At 62.8% G+C, this 19361-nt stretch carries 18 protein-coding genes; 10 read left to right on the plus strand and 8 right to left on the minus strand.

All coding sequences use genetic code 11. From position 1 onward, the window contains the following. Positions 1-130: 130 nt before the first annotated feature. On the plus strand, positions 131-952 hold the full coding sequence (locus tag NCR98_RS21425; protein ID WP_244831237.1) for an alpha/beta fold hydrolase: 822 nt from the start codon (positions 131-133) through the stop codon (positions 950-952). On the opposite strand, the gene NCR98_RS21430 is transcribed toward NCR98_RS21425, so the two are convergent. From NCR98_RS21430 to NCR98_RS21465, 8 genes are all read right to left on the minus strand, one after another. After that, the gene (locus tag NCR98_RS21430; protein ID WP_250527211.1) at positions 939-2729 is read right to left on the minus strand and encodes an ATP-binding protein; all 1791 of its coding nucleotides are present in this window, start codon (positions 2727-2729) and stop codon (positions 939-941) included. The genes NCR98_RS21425 and NCR98_RS21430 overlap by 14 nt on opposite strands. A gap of 200 nt (positions 2730-2929) precedes the next feature. Continuing rightward, positions 2930-3844, minus strand: coding sequence for a helix-turn-helix domain-containing protein (locus NCR98_RS21435; protein ID WP_250527212.1), 915 nt, complete (start codon positions 3842-3844; stop codon positions 2930-2932). 152 nt (positions 3845-3996) lie between these two features. Beyond that, positions 3997-5100, minus strand: coding sequence for an amidohydrolase family protein (locus tag NCR98_RS21440; RefSeq protein WP_250527213.1), 1104 nt, complete (start codon positions 5098-5100; stop codon positions 3997-3999). 37 nt (positions 5101-5137) lie between these two features. Further along, entirely contained in the window at positions 5138-6769 is a 1632-nt protein-coding gene (actP, locus tag NCR98_RS21445) for a cation/acetate symporter ActP (RefSeq protein WP_250527214.1), read from the minus strand. Then, positions 6766-7131 (minus strand): DUF485 domain-containing protein, encoded by a 366-nt coding sequence (locus NCR98_RS21450; RefSeq protein WP_244831242.1) that lies wholly within the window; start codon positions 7129-7131, stop codon positions 6766-6768. Before NCR98_RS21450 ends, actP begins: the two co-directional genes overlap by 4 nt. A gap of 16 nt (positions 7132-7147) precedes the next feature. Beyond that, the gene (locus tag NCR98_RS21455) at positions 7148-8377 is read right to left on the minus strand and encodes an FAD binding domain-containing protein (RefSeq protein WP_250527215.1); all 1230 of its coding nucleotides are present in this window, start codon (positions 8375-8377) and stop codon (positions 7148-7150) included. Further along, positions 8374-8859: a VOC family protein gene (locus NCR98_RS21460; RefSeq protein WP_244831244.1), complete on the minus strand. Its 486-nt coding sequence runs from the start codon at positions 8857-8859 to the stop codon at positions 8374-8376. The genes NCR98_RS21455 and NCR98_RS21460 overlap by 4 nt, the downstream gene beginning before the upstream one ends. A 179-nt stretch (positions 8860-9038) precedes the next feature. Continuing rightward, complete coding sequence (locus NCR98_RS21465; RefSeq protein WP_244831245.1) at positions 9039-9758, minus strand: TetR/AcrR family transcriptional regulator; 720 nt, start codon at positions 9756-9758, stop codon at positions 9039-9041. 194 nt (positions 9759-9952) lie between these two features. Here NCR98_RS21465 and NCR98_RS21470 point away from each other — a divergent pair, with 194 nt between their 5' ends. From NCR98_RS21470 to NCR98_RS21510, 9 genes are all read left to right on the plus strand, one after another. Continuing rightward, the gene (locus NCR98_RS21470; protein ID WP_250527216.1) at positions 9953-12130 is read left to right on the plus strand and encodes an FUSC family protein; all 2178 of its coding nucleotides are present in this window, start codon (positions 9953-9955) and stop codon (positions 12128-12130) included. After that, positions 12127-13608 (plus strand): efflux transporter outer membrane subunit, encoded by a 1482-nt coding sequence (locus tag NCR98_RS21475; protein WP_250527217.1) that lies wholly within the window; start codon positions 12127-12129, stop codon positions 13606-13608. Before NCR98_RS21470 ends, NCR98_RS21475 begins: the two co-directional genes overlap by 4 nt. After that, positions 13592-13792: a DUF1656 domain-containing protein gene (locus NCR98_RS21480; protein WP_244831248.1), complete on the plus strand. Its 201-nt coding sequence runs from the start codon at positions 13592-13594 to the stop codon at positions 13790-13792. The genes NCR98_RS21475 and NCR98_RS21480 overlap by 17 nt, the downstream gene beginning before the upstream one ends. A 20-nt stretch (positions 13793-13812) precedes the next feature. Further along, on the plus strand, positions 13813-14775 hold the full coding sequence (locus NCR98_RS21485) for an HlyD family secretion protein (RefSeq protein ID WP_250467925.1): 963 nt from the start codon (positions 13813-13815) through the stop codon (positions 14773-14775). Between the two features lie 194 nt (positions 14776-14969). Continuing rightward, on the plus strand, positions 14970-15656 hold the full coding sequence (locus NCR98_RS21490) for a response regulator transcription factor (RefSeq protein WP_250527218.1): 687 nt from the start codon (positions 14970-14972) through the stop codon (positions 15654-15656). Between the two features lie 310 nt (positions 15657-15966). Further along, positions 15967-16923 (plus strand): helix-turn-helix domain-containing protein, encoded by a 957-nt coding sequence (locus NCR98_RS21495; RefSeq protein WP_250527219.1) that lies wholly within the window; start codon positions 15967-15969, stop codon positions 16921-16923. Between the two features lie 61 nt (positions 16924-16984). Next, on the plus strand, positions 16985-17404 hold the full coding sequence (locus tag NCR98_RS21500) for a hypothetical protein (RefSeq protein WP_250527220.1): 420 nt from the start codon (positions 16985-16987) through the stop codon (positions 17402-17404). A 54-nt stretch (positions 17405-17458) separates the two neighbouring features. After that, entirely contained in the window at positions 17459-18922 is a 1464-nt protein-coding gene (locus NCR98_RS21505) for an ATP-binding protein (protein WP_250527221.1), read from the plus strand. A 37-nt stretch (positions 18923-18959) separates the two neighbouring features. Beyond that, positions 18960-19343 carry a response regulator transcription factor gene (locus tag NCR98_RS21510; RefSeq protein WP_244831254.1) on the plus strand — a complete coding sequence of 128 codons (384 nt, stop codon included), beginning with the start codon at positions 18960-18962 and terminating at the stop codon, positions 19341-19343. Positions 19344-19361 lie beyond the last annotated feature (18 nt).

A 19361-nucleotide genomic window follows, 5' to 3' on the forward strand; every position in this document is an offset into this window, starting at 1 on the left:
GTGAAGCTATCGTGCAAATCCACAAAAGCCGGGCGATAACCAAGCGTGCCGTGCCACGAATCGCGAATACTCCCTTCACGCATGACACACCGGCACGGGCCGGTCAATCAATCGAGAAGGAGTAGCGGACATGGCTTACATCACGACCAAGGACGGCACGGAAATCTATTACAAGGACTGGGGCACGGGCCCGGCGATCACGTTTTCTCACGGCTGGCCGCTCGATGCCGACGCGTGGGACGCGCAGATGATGTTCCTCGCCGAACGCGGTTATCGCGTGATCGCGCATGACCGTCGCGGCCACGGCCGTTCATCGCAACCGTGGAACGGCAACGAGATGAACACTTATGCCGACGATCTTGCCGAGCTGATCGAAGCGCTGGATCTGCAAGACATCATGATGGTCGGCCATTCGACCGGCGGCGGAGAAGTGGTGCGCTATATCGCGCGTCATGGCGCAAAGCGCGTGTCGAAGGTCGTGCTGGTCTCGGCCGTGCCGCCGATCATGCTCAAGACCGAAGCGAACCCGGGCGGCCTGCCGCTATCCGTGTTCGACGATATTCGCAAAGGCGTGCACGATAACCGCGCGCAGTTCTTCAAGGACCTCGCGATGCCGTTCTACGGCTTCAACAAGCCCGGCGCGAAAGTGTCGCAAGGCACGATCGATTCGTTCTGGCTGCTCGGCATGCTGGGTTCGATCAAAGGCATGTACGACTGCATCAAGGCGTTCTCGGAGACGGACTTCACCGAAGACCTGAAGCAGGTCACGGTGCCCGCGCTCGTGCTGCAAGGCGACGCCGATCAGATCGTTCCGCTCGACGATTCCGGCAAGCTCTCGTCGAAGCTCATGCCGAACGCGAAGCTGAAGATTTACGAAGGCGCGCCGCATGGCATGTGCACCACGCACGCGGATCGCGTCAACGCGGACCTGCTGGAGTTCATCCAGTCGTAAGCGGCGTGGCGGTCAGCGCAGGCTTGTGCAAGCGCCTGGAAAGCGGCCAGCGGGCGGGTCGCGCAGGCAGCGGCGGCGTCTCGTGGACCACGGGCGCCGCCGCTGTCAACGCCGCGCGCAGCCGCTTCTCGATCGCTGCGTCTGCCGTTCCCGCCGGCAGCTTCGCGATGGCATCGACGGCGAGCGCGGCGCGCATGCGGCACTCGTCGAAAAGATGCGCGTCGCTTAGTGCGCCGACGAGATGCGACGCCAGTTCAATACCCACGCGGACATCGCCGTCCACGGACATCGCCCAGTCGAGCGCGACGCGCGCATCGTCCAGCGTGTGCTGGAAGGCGGCCGGATGGTCGTCGAGGCCGCAGGCTGTGGCCGCGATCTGTCGTGCAACATGACGCGCATTGCGGCGGATGATCTCGCGCAATTCGCCGTTGGCGCGCAGCTTTTCCAGCGCATAGGCGCGCGTCGATTCCGACAGACGATAGCGCGCGGTGGCGCGCTCGAATTCGACGCTCACGAGCGACTTCGCGACCAGTTCGGTGATGCCGCCGATGGCGTCCGCTGTCGTGTGCTCTTCGTCGCAGACTGCCGCGCACATCGACTCGAAAGAGAACCTGCCGCTAAAGAGCGCGAGCCGCCAGAACACGGATTGCGTGTCGCGGTCCAGCAGCGCGAAGCTCCAGTCGAAAGTGGCGCGCAAGGTTTGATGACGCGGCAGCGCGGTGCGGTAACCGCCCGCGAGAATCGCCATGCGGTCGTCCAGCCTGCGGCAGACGCCTTCCACGCCGAGCGCGGCGACGCGCGCGGCGGCCAGTTCGATGGCAAGCGGGAGGCCGTCCAGACGCCGGCAGATTTCACCGACGAGCCGGATCTCCGCGCTGTCGGTCGCCACGCTTTCCTGCAACGACTCGGCGCGCAGGATGAAGAGGCTCACGGCGGAGCATCGGAGAATATCGGCGTCCGCGGCATCGGCGGGAGGCACGTCGAGCGGTTCCACTCGGAAGATGCTCTCTGCCATCACGCGCAACGGCTCACGGCTCGTCACCAGCACGCGCAGCTTTTCGTTGCCGGCGACGAGTGCATCGACGATCTGCGCCACGGCGCCGACCACATGTTCGGCGTTATCGAGCAGCAGGAGTTTCGACTGGCCGGCGAGTGTCGCGGCCACGCGCGCTACATCGATATGCGTATCGGGCAAGGCAATGCCGCAACTCTCCGCGATGGCGCACAGCACGCCCGCGCGCGTCGTCAACGCGGCGAGTTCGACGAAGCACACCGGTTCTGGAAAGTCTTCGGCACTGTGACGGGCCGCCTCGATAGCGAGCCGCGTCTTGCCGATGCCGCCCGCGCCCGTCACCGTCAACACGTGCGAGTTGCGCAGCATGGCGCGGATCGTGGCGATTTCCGTATCGCGTCCGAGCAACGCGGATTTTTGCGGCGGAAGACGGCGGCCGCAAGCGGGCTTGAGCCGCGCTTCATCGAATGGCGTGCTCGGCTTGCGTTGCAGGAGTTGATAGCCACGGCCGGGCACGGTGAGAATCAGGTCGCGGTCCGCGCCGAGCACCTTGCGCAACGCCGAGAGATGAACATGAATATTGTTCTCCTCGACGACGGTGTCGGGCCATACGGCGCTCATCACCTCGTCCTTCGAGACGAGACGGCCGCCAGCCGCCGCGACCACGGCGAGGATATCGAAAGCGCGCGAGCCGAGACGCACGAGTTCGCCGTTTCGCCATAAGGCGCGCATCTCCAGATCGATCTGAAATCCGCCTATTTGCATCGTGACGTTTCCAGGTTGGGGAAAGGGAGCGAAACGCGAGGGAGAAGCTAAGGTCGGCGCGGGATAAGAAAGTGGCGTGCGCAGCCTCGGCACGATCAAGTTAGCGCAGCGCCGTTCATGCGTATTGCACGTAAGTGCGATGCTTTGTATGAAAGTCTATGGATGTGGCGACGCGAGGTATCGACTGAAGAAAGGCTGTGTCAATTGCCCGCTTGCCTGCGCCAGTTTCCGGGCGGCGTGCCGACCAGTTGCGAGAACGTGCGGCTGAAGTGGCTTTGATCGGAGAAGCCGCATGCAATGGCGATCTCCGCAAGCGACCACGTCGATTTGCGAAGCAGCATGCGCGCATGTTCGATGCGTTGCTCCAGCACCCATTGATGCGGCGTGCGCTGCGTGGTCTCGCGAAACGCACGGATGAAGTAGCTGCGCGACAAGTTGCATGCACTCGCGATGGCTTCGAGCGATACGTTGTCATCGGTTTTGGCGAGCAGCATCTCCTTGGCGCGCGCTTCCTGAATACTCGAAAGACGCGGCCCCGGCTTGAGCGCTTTCATGGTCGCGTCGCCGTATCGATCCACGAGATGCGTGCCGATGGTGACGCCGAGTTGTTCGAGGAAAAGCGCACTGGTCTCGGACGAACGATCCAGCGTCAGCGCGAGCACCTGCGCGAGCTGGCCGAAGATGGCGTCCTCGCGTCCGGGCGGCACCGAGAAGCCGGAAATGGTCGTGCCGTTTCGCTCATAGCCCGTGTTCACGATGAACGACCGCGAAAATTCCATCAGCACGAAGTCGAACGCGCCATGCAGATCGGCGCGGTAGTCGTCCTCGAAATTGCGGATATAGACCGAGTCCTTCCTGAACTCGTGCAGCGCCGAACGGCTACCCGTGATGATGCGCCGGCGATGTCCCGCCGCGAGCGAGACACCGATGAGAAAGCCGCGATCGGACGCGGGCGTGACGACTTCGCTCGTCTTTTCCTCGCGCCTGCATTTGCGATAGAACGTGAAGTCGCCCGCGCGCAGTTCGAGGTCCTTGTGCAGCTGCGTCGAAAGACAGCCGAGCGAGTCTTTCTGACGCGGCGCCGTGGTGCTGGAAATATCTGTCTGGTTGAACATGGTCCGTCACCCTTGCTCGTCACGCTGCACTCACGTATGCGGCGTTTGCGTTGCCATAATCAAGCGATGGTCATAACCGGCGGAATCCGTGGATTATCTTGGAAATTGTCCGCGACAAATATTAATTTTCGTTCAGTCGCCGGGCGTCAATCTCATATCTTGAGCAATTGCGCCGCGTTGCCGCCGAGGATCAGATTCTTCTGCTCGGGCGGCAGCTCGAGGCGGTCCAGAAACGTGACCGGCTGTTCATAACCCATATCGAAGCAGTAGTCGCTGCCGAGCACGAGCCTGTCTATGCCGATGTTCTGTATCAGGAAATCGAGCACCGGCCCGGAATGCGACACCGTGTCGTAATTGAAGCGGCGCAGATAGCTGCTCGGCTTCTGCGCAAGCCTCCGCGTTTCGGGCCGCACGTTCCAGCCCGCATCGATACGGCCCATGAGGATAGGCAACGCGCCGCCCGCGTGCGGCAAGGTGACGTTGAGTCGCGGATGCCTGTCCATGACGCCACCGAGAATCAAATGCGATCCGGCAATGGCGGTATCGAATGGATTGCCGAGCAGATTGCTCAGGTAGAAGTCGGTGAGCCGCGCGCCGCCTACCGTCTGTTGCGGATGCAGGAACACCGGCAAATCGAGTTGTTCGATGCGCCCGAAGACCGGCTCGAACAACGGATCGTCGAGATCGCGGTTGTTGATGTTCGTGCCCATATAGACGCCGCGTACGCCCGGCAATTCGGACGCACGTTCGAGTTCGTCGATGGCGTCGTGCGCGTTCAGCATCGGCAGCGTCGCGAGGACGACGAAGCGCGTCGGATGCTGCACGTGCACCGCGGATGCCGCCGTGTTCCATGTCGTTGCCAGCTTCGCGTTGAAGGCGCGGTCGGCCCAATAGGCCATCGGCACGCTGAGCGAGAGCGCCTGTACGTCGACGCCGGACGCGTCCATATCGGCAAGCCGTTCGTCGATACGGATGAATTTGAGCGGCAGCGGACCGAGGCCGCCAGCAGGCGTCTGAAAGCTGAAGGTGCTCGCATCGCAGGTGAACTTGCCGCCGAATCTGTCGCCGTCGCTGCCGACGAGTTCGCAATAGCTTTCGGGGTAATAGTGCGCGTGAATGTCGATCGATTTGCCTTTGACTGTCGCATTGGCTCGGGCGGATGCGTTCGGAAGGCCCGAAGCGAAGCCGCCCGCGAGCGCGGCCATGGTTCCAAGCAGACGACGGCGCTTCGGCGAGATGCAGCAAGTGCAATCCATGAGTCATGTCTCCGTGATGGATTTCGATCGGCCTGTCTCAGCCGTTTTTGATCATGCCGAGCTCGCAGTCCACGAGCTGATTGCCATAGAGCGCACGTTCGCGCACGGCGCGCGCCGAGTGATCGGTGATCGAGAAGAAGACCACGCTCACGAAGGCGACGAGCATGGAAAAGAGCGCGGGATATTCGTACGGATAGATGGCGTGCGCGTGACCAAGCACTTGGACCCAGACGGTCGGGCTCAGGATGGTGAGCGTGACGGCCGAGATCAGACCGAGCGAACCGCCTATCACCGCGCCGCGCGTGGTTAGGCCGCGCCAGTAGATCGACAGCAACAGCACCGGAAAATTGGAGCTTGCCGCGATCGAGAACGTGAGACTCACGATAAACGCGATGTTCTGCTTCTCGAACGCAATGCCAAGCAAGATGGCCAGCACGCCGAGCACGAGCGTGGTGAGCCGCGACACGCGCATTTCCTCGCGATCCGTCGCGCGTCCGCGGCGCAGCACGTTCGCATACAGGTCGTGCGATACCGCCGAGGAACCGGCGAGCGTCAGGCCCGCGACCACGGCCAGGATCGTCGAGAACGCGACCGCGCACATGAAGCCGAGGAACACGTTGCCGCCCACCGCATGCGCCAGATGCAGGGCCACCATGTTCACGCCGCCGGATGCGCTGTGATAGAGCGGATCGGTCGCCACGAGCGCAATCGTGCCGAAGCCGATGACGATGATGAGCGCATAGCCGATTCCCACGATGCCCGTCGCGTACAGAATGCTCTTGCGCGCGGCGCGGGCGTCGCCGACCGTGAAGAAGCGCATCAGAATATGCGGCAGTCCGGCCGTGCCGAAGATCAGCGCGAGGCCGAGCGAAACGGCGGAGACGGGATCGGATACCAAACCGCCAGGGCTCATGATCGCGGCGTGTTTCGGATGCGCGAGGATCGCCTGTGCAAAGAGCGCGTTCATGCTGAAGCCGAAGCGGCTCAACACCATGAACGCCATGAAAGCCGCGCCCGCCAGTAGAAGCGCTGCCTTGATGATCTGAATCCATGTGGTGGCGAGCATGCCGCCGAAGAACACGTACACCACCATCAGCACGCCGACCAGCACGACCGCCGCCGTGTAGTCGAAGCCGAACAGCAATTCGACGAGTTTGCCCGCGCCGACCATCTGCGAGACGAGGTATAGCAGCACGATCACGATGGAGCTCGACGCGGCGAACGCACGAATCGGCCGTTGTTGCAGGCGATAGGACACCACGTCGGCGAGCGTATAACGGCCGAGGTTGCGCAACGGTTCGGCGATCAGAAAGAGGATGATCGGCCAGCTCGCGAGAAACCCGATGGAATAGATGAGGCCGTCGTAGCCGCTCGTGAAGACCAGCGCGGAAATGCCGAGCAGCGACGCGGCCGACATGTAATCGCCCGCTATTGCCCAGCCATTCTGGAACGCGGTGATCTTGCCGCCCGCAGCGTAGTGATCGGACACGCTGTGGTTCTTTCTTGCCGCCCAGCGCGTGATGAACAAGGTCGATGCGACGAAAACGAGGAACATGCCGATCGCTATCGGATTATGCGAGCGTGACGCCGACGCGACTTCGGCGGCATCGGCAGAGATCGAAGTGACAGCGCCCATCAACGCGCCGAGCGAAAGAGAGATACGTTTCATTGCCGTGCTCCTTGCCGGATTTCATTCACGGCGCGGTCATGGAAAGTGTTGGCTCGCGCGACATACACCGCCACGATGCCGAACGTGAAGACGAACATACCGAAGCCGACTGGAATGCCCCACGTCGCGGGATAACCGGCGACAATCGGCCGGCCGAGCAACGCGGGCGCGAATGCCAGCGTGAGGATGAAGGCGAAGTACACCGTGAGCATGAGGAGCGTGAGCATCCACGAGAAGGCGCGGCGTTTTTGCACGAGCGCCTGAAAGCGCGGGTCGTCGAGCAACGGGTTCGCCATGTGCGGCGGCGGTTCTTCGGCGATGACGTGCGCGTTCATCGCATAGGTTGGGGCGCTGTGGTCCACGTCGTCTCCTTTGTCATCAGAACCGCGCGGGAACGGCGGTCTCGCGCATGACGGCATCGGGCGTGCGGTAGCGCTCGGCCATCTCGCGATCGACTTCCGTCTTCAACTGCGCCTGCATGTATGCGCCGAGATGGCGCGCGTGCTGCACGATGGCCGCGCCCACTTGCGTGCGTTCGAGGCTGTAGCCGGCAAGCGCGTCTTGCACATCGCCATGCGTCTTCAGTGCCTTGACGAGCGTCATGGCGTCGCTGGCGGCCTTGGTCACGCCCATTCCGCAATGCGGACGCGCAACGAACGCGGCATCGCCCAGCAGCGCGATGCGGCCGATCGCCATGCGCGGCACTTCGAGATCGAAGATAGGCTGAAAGAGCGGTTGCGTCGCGCGCGTCACGACTTCGCCGAATTGCGGTGCGAGCAGCGTGAGCGCGGCGTCTTCCATGTCGGCGAGCACGTCGGCGCGAATGAGCGTCGGCGGAATGCCGCCGGTCCAGCGCTTGCCCGATGCATCGGTCAGCAAATCGGGAAGCTGGACATCTTCGCTCGTCGCGCGATACCACACGAAGTTGTAGCGGCGCTCGCCGGGCGTCGTGCTATTGCCTTGACCGGCCACGGGATAGCCGAGAATCTGCTCGCGCGGCGGCAGGCAGAACGCGAACTTGTCGAAGAGCGCGTCGCGGGTTTCACGCGACAGCGAGGCTTCATCGACAAGACCGCGCCACGCAATATAACCGGCATATTGCAGCTTCACTTCGGGCATCAAGCGCTCGCGAATAGCCGATTTGAAGCCATCCGCCGCGATGACGAGATCGGCGTGCAATATCGCCCCGTCGCCGAGCGTGACGGTTGCACGATCGCCGTCATCTTCCACCGATGCCACCGTTACTCCAGCGTGATAGTGCACGTCGGGAAGCGCAGCGCGCAGCACGTGATACATCTTGCCCCACGCGGTCAGCGTTTGCGGCAGATCGCGTTCGGACAGCACCGCGCCGTCCTGCGCGAAGGTCACGCGTGAACGCACCTTCACGCCGATGCCATCGTCGATTTGAATGCCGGCTGCGCCGAGTGCATCGAAAAGTTCGGGATGGGTTACGATGCCCGCGCCGCGTCCGGCGAGTTCATCCGGCACGCGCTCGAACACGTCTACATCCCAGCCGTTACGCACCAGCAGGTTCGCTGCGAAAAGCCCGCCGAGCGAACCGCCGACGATGATCGCTCTGGATCGTTTGGAACTCTGGACCATGCTCATTCTCCTTCGCTGACGGGGTTTTGCTTGCTCGACGGTCGTGCGTGCGTGAGGCGGCTCAGTTCTTCGGCGGGGAAGTTGAGTTCGATAGTCACGCCCGACGGATCTTCGATGAACACTTGATGCAAGCCGAGGCTTGGCACCGTGCGATCGCGCCACGCGATGCCTTCGCTCGTCAGCGTCTGCCACATCTCTTCGACGCCCGTCGCGAGAAACGCAATGTGATCGACCGTGCCCGTTCCGCTCGCGGGCAAGGCCTTGTCGCCGAGATATGCGGTAAGTCCTTCGGGATTGTTCGGATCCACGCCAATGATATGAACCGTGCCGAAGTCCACTTCGTCGCCGCCTTTGTAGAGCCACGCGCCGGGAAAGTCGAAGGGCGGACGATAGCCGCGCTTGAAGCCGAGGATGCGTTCGTAAAAGTGGCACGACTGTTCGAGATCGGTCGTGCGGATCGAGTAGTGGGCAAGTTTCGTAACAGGCATCTTCGGCTCCTGACAAATTGTTTATCGATCGATTAGTGATCGTTTGATAAATTGTAGGTGAAGCGGGGAGCGGGATAAAGCGGCGCATCGCCGGTGTTTACCCTGAAAAACCACGAGGCGGGAGTGATGCGATGGGAATGAGACGAACGGCCGGCGCGTTTGCCGGCCTGGAAGCGGACTCAGGCTTTGGCGCCCGGTTTGATGCGCGCGGGCTGCTTGGTTGCGTGTTTGAGCGCGGCGGGCACGCCGTTCAAGAAGGCGTCGACCTGACGCGCGATGTGATCTTCAACGTCGTCGGTGACGGGCAGACCGTAGATCCACTTGCGCACGCCGAGATAGAAAATGCTGGCGTGCAGGCTCCAGATCAGTTCGAGGTCGATCTCCCGCTGACGCGCGCTGGCGGGCGCGGACAGTCCATAAGCAAGACGAATCTCCGCCATCACCGGAAGAAACACGCGCTCACGCAGACGCGTCAGATATTTCGAGTTGATGCCTTCGCGCGTCAGTCCCGCGAAGATGAAGATGCGAATCCACTCGCGCCGCAGGATCACCACCGAATACGCCGAATAGAACCGCACCATGCGTTCCTGAATGGGCAGGTCGCGGTCCTTGATGAGGTTCTCCCAGCTCGTGTCCCACTGATAGACCTCTTCATACACGCGGTCGATCAACGCTTCCTTGCTCGGAAAGTAGCGGTACAGAAGCGGCTGCGTGATGTCGAGTTGACGCGCGAGTTCACGCGTGCTGCCGGAGAATCCATGCGTGGCGAAATGATCGACGGCCTTGAGCACGATCTGCCGTTCGCGAACCTCCGGCGCCAAGCGGCGCGTGACGAGCTTTTCCTGTTCGACGTCTTCGATCTTCGGCGGGGTTTCGCTGTTCCGCGCTTTTCTCGGCATGGCTGGCTGGTACCTGTTGTGTTGGGACGCATCATACAAAGATTAGCCGGACCTGACTACGCGAGCACGTCTCATGGCCGGTCATTTCATGCAGCGCATGCGCAAAAAGCGTGCGATTGTGCAATTGCCTGGTCCGCGTTCGCAGCAGACTCCATACCACGCGAATATCCGCACGAACAAGCGACGAGCGCCCCATGACCCTGCAAGCCGATGCCGGCAGCGCGGCCCTGCCTCGATGGCGGGAAGAGCTGAAGACATACTGGAACGACGACGGACCCCGCTTCAGGCATATCGCGAAAGTGGCGCTTGCCATGTCGCTTGCAATGGGCGTGTGCATGCGGCTCGAACTGCGCACGCCGGCCACCGCCATGGTCTCGTGCATCATCGTGATGATGCATCAGCAAAGCGGCATGGTGATCGCGCGTGGCTTCTATCGCGGGCTCGGCATGGTGTGCGGCAGCTTTGCGGGGCTCGTGCTCATCGCGCTGTTTCCGCAGCAGCCGTGGCCTTTTTTGATCGCGCTCGCGGTGTGGATCGGCGTGTGCGTGTTCGGCGCGTCCTACTACCGCAATTTTCAGTCGTATGGTTTCGTGCTGACAGGATACGGCACCGCCATCACGGCCATACCGGCGTGGTCGAATCCTTATGGCGTGTACGACAACGTCGTATTCACCGTGAGCGAGGTGGTGATCGGCGTGGTCTGCGCGAGCGTGGTCAGCGCGGTGATCTTTCCGCGCTCTGTCACGCCCGCGCTCTATGCGGCCAGCCGCAAGAACTTCACGGACTTGCTCAACGCCATGCACGCGATGCTCGACCGCACCGCGACGCTTACCGGTTTCGACACCTTCCTCTCGCTGATTCGCGAGCGTGTGGAAGTGGAAAGCCTGCGCAGCGGCGCCGTGTTCGAAGACCCGGCTATCCGTCTTCACAACCATGTCTATCTCGATCTCGACCGCGGTTTTCTCGATACCGTCGCGTGGATTCACGCGCTGCATCAACTGAAGTTAAGTGTCGCCGCCGAAGCTGACCCGCGCGCTCTCGCGGCCGCTTACGATCTCATCGACGCGTTGCTCGCCGTCGTGCCGAACGAGGCCGACGCGCAACTCGTCACGCTCGAAGCGGTGGAAACGCTGATGCGCGATCTCGATGCCTTCGAGGATGCCTTGCCCACGCGCCTCGGCAAGCTGTTGCAGGCGCTCGCGGATCTGTCGGCGCATCAGCGTCAGTTCGTATCGACGACGGGCGCGGCACTGTTCTTTTCGATGGCCGATCTGCGCCTGATGTGCCGAAGCTATATCGACGCGCGCACCATCGGCCGCTTGCCGTGGTCGCAGTCGGTGCTGCAGGCAATCGGCCGCATCGGCAGGACTCGGGCCACGGCTAATCGCACGGCCGCGACCATCGCCGGTGCGCGCGCCGCCGTCGCCGTGCTCGCGGTCGGCGCGGCGTGGATCGCCTCGGGCTGGGTCGGAGGCGCAACCGCCATCGTCGCGGTGGCGATCACGAGCGCGTTGTTCGCGCTTGCACCGAACCCGACGGTCGCGAGCTGGCAAATTTTCGGCGGCTGTCTTGGAGGATGGCTTGCAGGCTTCGCGTTTAATTTCTTCGTGCTGCCGCGCATCGAGACGTTCGAGTTGCTGGCGGCGTCGATGGCGATCGTGGTGATGATCGGCAGCTATCTAAACACGTTCCCGAAGACGGCGATTCTCGGGCTCGGCTTCAGCTTGTACTTCTGCTTCATCGTCGGCATTACGAACCCGACGGTCTATAACCCGAGCGCTTATCTCGACACCGGCTTCGCGCTGCTAGGCGGAATCGCGGTGGCGGCGGTCGCGTTCTCGGTGCTCGTTCCGCGCGCGGGCGACTGGATCTCCGCGCGGTACATGAAGCAGATTCGCGGGTTGATCGTGCATGACGCGCGCAATGGCGACCTCGCCGACCTGCTCTATACATTCGAACTGAGCTTGCGCGATTTCATCTTGCAGATTGCATCCGCGCCGGTAGATGCCCGCGTGAATCGTGACCGTCTGATCGGCTGGGCGTTCGCGGCGCTCGAGATCGGCCGCTCGATGATTCAGATTCGTCTCGACACCGCGCAACTCGGCGCGACCTTGCCGGAAGGCTGGGCGGCGGAACAGGACGCATGGCTTGCGGCGCTGGCGAGCGTGTTCTCGAACACGACGCCCGAAGCCGCGCAGAACGCGCTCATAGCGACGCGCCGGGCGCTCGACATGCTGCCGCTCGGAGACAACATCGCGACCGATACGGCGACGCTCAAGCGGTATCGCATGCGCGCGTTGCTGCATTTCACCGAGCTGACCTTGCGCGATGACAGCCTCGCGTTATGGCAAACGAAGGAGACGCCGGCATGAACACGCGCCGCCTGTTGTGGGTCTTGTCGTCGAGCGGCTGCGCGCTGCTTCTTTCCGCCTGCATCACGAGCGGCGGCATCCACCCACACGAGTCGATGATCGACCCCGCCACGCTCGACGCCGGTGCCGCTCTGCGCGCGACCCAAGCCGATGCGAAATGGCCCGCCGACGCGTGGTGGCGTCAATGGAACGACCCGCAGTTGGATACGCTGGTGCAGGACGCGACCGCAGGCAATCCCGGGCTGCGCGCGGTGCAAGAGCGAATTGACGCGGCGCGTTTTCAGGCGCAGATCGCAGGCGCGGCCGAGTTGCCGCAAGTCAGCGCGAACGGCAGCTTCGAGCGCAGACGTTATGCCCGCTACACCACGCCCGCGCCGCCTGGCGGCACGACCGTGTGGAGCAACAACGTCGAGGCTGACCTTTCATACGATCTCGACCTGTGGGGCAAGAATCGCGCGATCCGCGAAGCCGCGCTCGACAACGTGCAAGCGGTGGCGGCCGACGCGCGCTTCGCCGAAGTCGAGCTGCAGACGGCCGTGGTGCGCAGCTATGTGCAGTTGTCGCTGCAATACGCATTGCTCGATGTCTATCGCGACGTGCAGAACGAACAGCAGCGCACGCTCGATATCGCCACGCGCCGCTGGCATGCGGGCGTCGGCAGCGGTCTCGAAGTCAGTCAGGCGCAGACGCAACTTGCCATGAGCACGACACGCGTGCAGGAAGCGCAGCAACAACTCGCGCTTTCGCGCATCGGCATTGCGGGGCTGGCGGGCAAGGGGCCGGGTTATGCCGATGCCTTGCGCCGTCCCGGCCTCGCGCTGAGCGTGCCGGTCGATCTGCCGGCGACGCTGCCGGCCGAGCTCGTCGGGCATCGCGCGGACGTGGTGGCCGGGCGCTGGCGCGTGTTGCAAGCGGACAAGGGCATCGACGCGGCGCATGCGGATTTCTATCCGGACATCAACTTGCTGGCGACGGCATCGCTGGGATCGGCGGCGACTTTCGGCGGCTTCTTCAACTTCGTCGATAGCAACGGCATGGGCCACGGCGTGGGCGCGGCGATCTCGCTGCCGATCTTCGACGGCGGACGGCGGCGCGGCAACTACGGCGTCGCGGTGTCGTCGCGCGATGCCGCCGTCGACGCCTACAACCAGAGCGTGATCGGCGCGATGCAGGGCGTTGCCACGCAAGTCGTAACCTTGCGTTCGCTCGGCGAGCAGCAGGCGTCGATCGAGGACACGCTCGATTCGGCGCGCAAGTCGTTTCAGCTTGCCGACACGGGGTATCGCAGCGGCATCACCGAGTTTTTGAACGTGCTGGCCGCGCAGGATGCGCAGTTGCAGCAGGAACAAAGCCTCGCGACGATTCGGGCGAAACGTCTCGATGCCTGGGCGTTATTGATGAAGGAACTGGGCGGCGGCTTTGCATCGTCCATGCCGCGGGAAGCAACGCAAGGAGTCGCCGATGCCACGCGAGATTGACGTCTTCTCGCTTCTCATGCCCGGCTTGCTGCCGATACTTGCTGGCTGCGTGCTGCTGTTCGTCGTTCTCGATCTCGTGCTGGCGCGGCTCGGGTTTTATCGCTTTACGTGGCACGCGAGCCTCTTTCGCGTCGCGCTCTTCGCTGCGATGTTCAGCGGCGCTTCGCTGCTCTCATGGCGATGAAACCACCCAATGACATCAAGATGAAAACGCAATCCATCCTGCGCGCGGGGTTCACGCTCACGATACTGGTCGTGGCGATCGTGCTGGTTCGCATGCTGTGGCTCGACTACATGTACTCGCCGTGGACGCGCGACGGGCGCGTGCGCGCGCAGGTCGTGCAAGTCGCGACGGATGTTTCCGGCCTCGTCAGCGACGTACGCGTGAAGGACAACCAGCTCGTGCGCAAGGGCGACATTCTGTTCGTGCTCGATCCGGCTCGCTTCCATTACGCCGTGGCGCAGGCCGATGCCGATCTCGCGCGTGCGCAGGCGCAAATGGCGCAGGCGAAGGCGCGCATGGCCGCGAGCGAATCCGGTTTTGCGATGAAACGCGCTCAGGCGGCGCGCCGCGCCAATCTTGCGGGCGACGTGATATCGGACGAAAGCCGGCTGGATTCGGCATCGCTCGCCAGGCAATCGGCGTCGGATCATGCCGCCGATGTCGCCGCCTACAACGCGGCCGAGGCAGCCGTGAAGGCAGCGGTAGTGGCGCAAGAGACGGCCGCGCTGAACCTGACGCGCAGCGAGGTGCGCGCGCCGTCCGATGGTTTCATCACGAACCTGAACCTTTATCCGGGCGATTTCGCCACGGCCGGGACCGCGCGCATGGCGCTGATCGACTCGCACTCGTTCTGGGTCTACGGCTACTTCGAGGAAACGAAGCTGCCGCACGTGCAAGTTGGCGATCGGGCGACGATCAGACTGCTATCGGGCGGTGAAGACATTCAAGGTCACGTGGATAGTCTCGCAAGCGGGATCGCCGACCGTGACAATCCGACGAGCGGCGATTTGCTCGCCGACGTCAACCCGATTTTTACGTGGGTGCGGCTCGCGCAGCGAGTGCCGGTGCGGATTCATATCGATCGTGTTCCCGAGGGAATGAGGCTCGCGATGGGGATGACTTGCACGGTGACGTTGCAGCCGCATGGGAGCGGTCGTGGGTGAGCGTCGCGGCGCCGCCTTTTGAACGATTAAGGAAAAATAAGTACCGTCGCGTGGATGGCCTCGCGCATCATCGCTTGGGAAGCACGCTTTTCCTGGAGCGCGTCACTTCGACCGCTCCTTCCAGCGCGCTTTCGGCGATGTAAAAGGCCGCGCGCCTTTGCATCTTCTTCTGTCCGCTCACGAAGGGAGATGTGATGAGCAGTCATCCGCGCAGCGATGCGAGCGCTGCCGCCAGCAACAACACCGCGAGCGCCATGGTGTACGTGGTGGACGACGACGAATCGATGCGCCAAGCCGTCAGCAATCTCCTGCGTTCGGTGGGCCTCAAGGTCGAAACCTTCGGCTCCGCGCAGGAGTTTCTGGCGTTCGACATGCCGGATGTGCCGAGTTGCCTGATCCTCGACGTGCGTCTCAAGGGACAAAGCGGACTTGCGGTGCAGGAGCAGATTGCATCGAGCGAACTGAGTCTGCCGATCATCTTCATGACGGGGCATGGCGATATCGCGATGACGGTCAAGGCGATGAAGGCCGGCGCGCAGGACTTCCTGGCCAAGCCGTTCCGCGATCAGGACATGCTCGATGCGGTGGAACAGGCGCTGACCAACGATGCGCAGCGTCGCGCGACGAACCGTTCGGTAGCGGATTTGCGGCATTGCTACGACACGTTGACGGCACGTGAGCGTGAGGTCATGGCATTCGTCGCCTCGGGCCTCATGAACAAGCAGATCGCGGCGGAGATGGGCCTGAGCGAGATCACCGTGAAAATCTATCGCGGGCAGGCCATGCGGAAGATGGGGGCGCGCTCCCTTGCTGATTTCGTGAGGAAGGCGGAGGCGTTGGGAGTCGCATTGCCGGTGAGGCGCGCGCGGGGTGGGGTTTGAGATGGTTGGCCTTGGGCGAGGGCGACTGGCATTGCGCAGTGTGCGTACTGAATCACGCGACGACGAACCGCTCACACCCTATACCCACGTATAACTCACCTGCCACCTCCGTCTGAACAACCGCACCGCGTTAGACCTCGCGCTAGTCAACCCGCCCGCGCCGCATCGAAACCCGACTAAACCTCCGTATGATCTGAACCAACCATCGGTCATTCAAGCCACCCCAACGTACGACTGGCTGTACGAATTGCCGTGCGATACCGTGGAGTCCATGCAAAGTCGCTCAAACAACTTCACTGGATGACCGGTCATGACCATTTCGTCGATGTCGTATCCCGAACCCGTAATCGAGGTCGCGCAGAAGAGCCGGGCGAACGGAATCGGAATGGAACATGCATGGCGCACACCTCCCGACGACGCTGCCAGCAGCCGTCCGCGCGGCGGCATTCTCCTCTCGCGATGGACCTGCAACGATAAGTCGCCGGTGGAAGTCGCGAGTGTCGAGAGCGCGACGCATCATTGCATTGCACTGAGTCTCAAGTGCACGTCACTCACGTTTTCTCATGCAGGCAAGACGCTCGTGCGCGGACGCGTCGCCGCCGGAGCCGTGCAGATCACGGCGCCCGACGTGCGCTGCAGCGCAGTGTTCGAGTCGCCTGCCGACGTGCTGCATCTTTTCGTCGGGCAACAGGTCTTGAGCGAATGCTTCGAGGACATGTTCGGGCGGCCGCATGCAGGCGATATTCGTATCGACGATCCCAAGCTCGTGCGCGACCCCGCGCTGGAACGGCTCGGACAGGCGCTCGCGGTATCGCAATCGGAGGACGCGGCGGTGGGCAAGGTGTTCACCGATAGCGTCAGCTTCGCCATCGTGTCGCGCCTGGTCGCACGGCACTTCACGCTGGCCGACCGGCAAAAGCGCGAGGCCAGCGCCTTGCCCGCGTGGCGGCTCAATCGCGCGATCGAATTTATCGATGCCCATCTCGCCGATTCGATCGGCCTCGCGGATATCGCCAGCAGCACAGGGCTCACGCGCATGCATTTCGCCTCGCAGTTTCGCCGCGCGACGGGCATGCCGCCGCACGAGTTTCTCCTGCGCCGCCGCGTAGAATACGCGCAGCGCCTGCTGCGCGAGTCGAAGCAAAACATGCTCGATGTCGCCCTGAGTTGCGGCTTCCGCTCGCAGGCGCACTTCACGACCGTATTCAAGCGAATGGTCGGCGATACCCCGTACTGCTGGAAGACGAAGACGAACGTCGCCGGGTAATGCGTGTTGTTCGATAAAGGCCGCGTCGTTACGCGCGGAAGTCCGCCAAGGAACCACTGTCATGCGCTATCTCGACGATCCAGTCTCCTCACGACGAGCCAGTTCTGCCAATACGTTCTTGAGCGGCCGCATCGCGCTTGGGGCGTGGACGCGCCGCTTGATTCTCGCGACCGGTCTATGGGCGCTCGTCGAGTTGCCGTTCGAGTTATGGATCAGTCTCTCGGCGCGCGATGCGCTTGCATGCATCGTCGGCAAACTCTTGTGGCTGGCGCTCGCTGGGTTCGTGCTGACTGGCAGCCGCGTCGCGCGCATCGTCTATGCGTTGCTCTGCACGATCGGTCTGATGGCAATGTCATTCGGGCTGCCGGTCGAGTTCCGCGTGTCGCCGCTGCTGTTTCTGCTGTCTTCGGTGGAATGCGTGCTGAAGGCGAGCGCCTTCGTGTGTCTCGTATCCGCGGATGCTCGTCCGTACGAGGACTGATTGCGCATGCGCGCAACGTGGCGGTTCCGTTAATCAACCAGGCGTGAGTGCGGCATGATCAAGATCGGTCGAATCGTAGTGTCGCTGGAAATGCGCGAGGCGCGTCTGGATGGGCGACTGCTCGAGGTCGGTTCGCGCGCGTTCGACATCCTCGAATTGCTGATTCGCGCAAATGGCAAAACGGTCACGAAGGATGAGATTCTGCGCCACGTGTGGCCGAAATCGGTGGTCGGCGAGAACAACATCCATGTGCAGCTTTCGACGCTCAGGCGTGTCCTCGGCGCTGACGGTCAGGCTATCCATACCGTGTCCGGTCGAGGTTATCGGCTCGCGAATGCGGTCGACGTGTCTGCGCCTGCCGATTCAATTGATCCGAAAGCGATGCATCTCGATGCCCTGCCGCATGGTCGCGCGGCTTTGATCGGACGCGAGAGCGCGCTTGCGGAGATCGTCGGTGCGTTGCAGGAAGCGCATCTCGTCACGTTGCTGGGCTCGGGCGGTATTGGCAAGACGCAGCTTGGCATCGCGGCGGCGCGTTCGATTGCGGCTAACGCACAGATCGATGTGTGCTTCGTCTCGCTCGCGGCCGTGAACGATGCGCGCATGGTCGCGGACACCATCGCCGAAGCACTTGGCATCGACCGTTCCATGAGCGATGGTTCGATCAAAGCGCTCATCACGGTTCTTCAGAGCCGCAAGATACTGCTGTTGCTGGACAACTGCGAGCATGTAATCGAGGCAGCCGCGTCGCTCGCCCAACAACTCGTGGAAGCATGCGCGGCGCTGCGAATTTTGGCGACGAGCCGTGAGCCACTGCGCACGCACGACGAAAAGTGCTACCGGGTCGCGCCGCTCGACATGCCCGATGTCGAGTCCACCTCGCAAGCGATTCTCGCCAGCGCCTCGGTGCGGATGTTTCTCGCGCAGATGAGCGCGCTAAATGTGTCGGTCGAACGGGACCGCGGCAGTCTCGACATGCTCGCGACGATCTGCCGCCGGCTCGACGGCATTCCGTTGGCACTCGAACTCGCCGCGGCGCGGGCGGCTGTGTTCGGCATACGCAGGCTGGCCGCGGAACTCGATGATCGGTTCCAGTCGCTGACGGGCGGGCGCAGGACTGCGCCGCCTCGGCAGCAGACCTTGGCCGCTTCGCTCGACTGGAGCTACAAACTGCTCGGCGCGGCCGAACGCGTAGTGCTGCGACGGCTCGCCGTATTCCCCGACCGCTTTTCGCTGGATGAGGCTTGTACAGTCGCCGCGTGCGAATGGTTATCGCGAAACGAGGTCATGGAGGCGATCGTCGGCCTCGCCTCGAAGTGTCTTCTGATGACTTCGTTCGACAGCACGACTCGTGACTATTTCCTGCTGGAGACGACGCGCGACTATGCGTTGCGCAAGTCGGGCGAGTCCGACGATGCTAGCGTCGTGACGTCTGCACGCACTGAGCCGCGCATGCGAACGCTAGGTGCTGCGGCGCGCGGCGGCAGGCTCGTGTTGGTATCGGCCGCTTCCCGATGAATCTGCCGCGACGCGAGCCACGGGAGCATTGGCATACATGAGCTTTGTCTGCATCGTCGATGACGACGCCTCGGTAAGACGCGGCGTCGGCAATTTGCTCAAGGCCGTTGGCTACGCGACCGCGATGTTCTCGTCGGGCGAGGAGTTCCTTGCATCGTCGGCCGTCGACGATGCCATGTGCGTTCTGCTCGATATCAAAATGCGAGGGATGCAGGGGCTCGATGTGCAACGTCGATTGAACGCCGAGCATCGGGGCATTCCGGTGGTGTTCATGTCCGCGCACGGTGACGACGATACGGTTCAGCGAGCCATGCAGCGTGGCGCGGTGGGTTTTCTGCGCAAGCCTTTCGATGAAGAGGGGTTGCTGGTTTCGATCGAGCTTGCGATTGCTGCGGGAAGACGGGGTGCGGCAGGGGCTTAGGCCTTTCGGTCGAAGGCG

The organism is Caballeronia sp. GAWG2-1 (assembly GCF_023631405.1).
Lineage (GTDB): Bacteria > Pseudomonadota > Gammaproteobacteria > Burkholderiales > Burkholderiaceae > Caballeronia.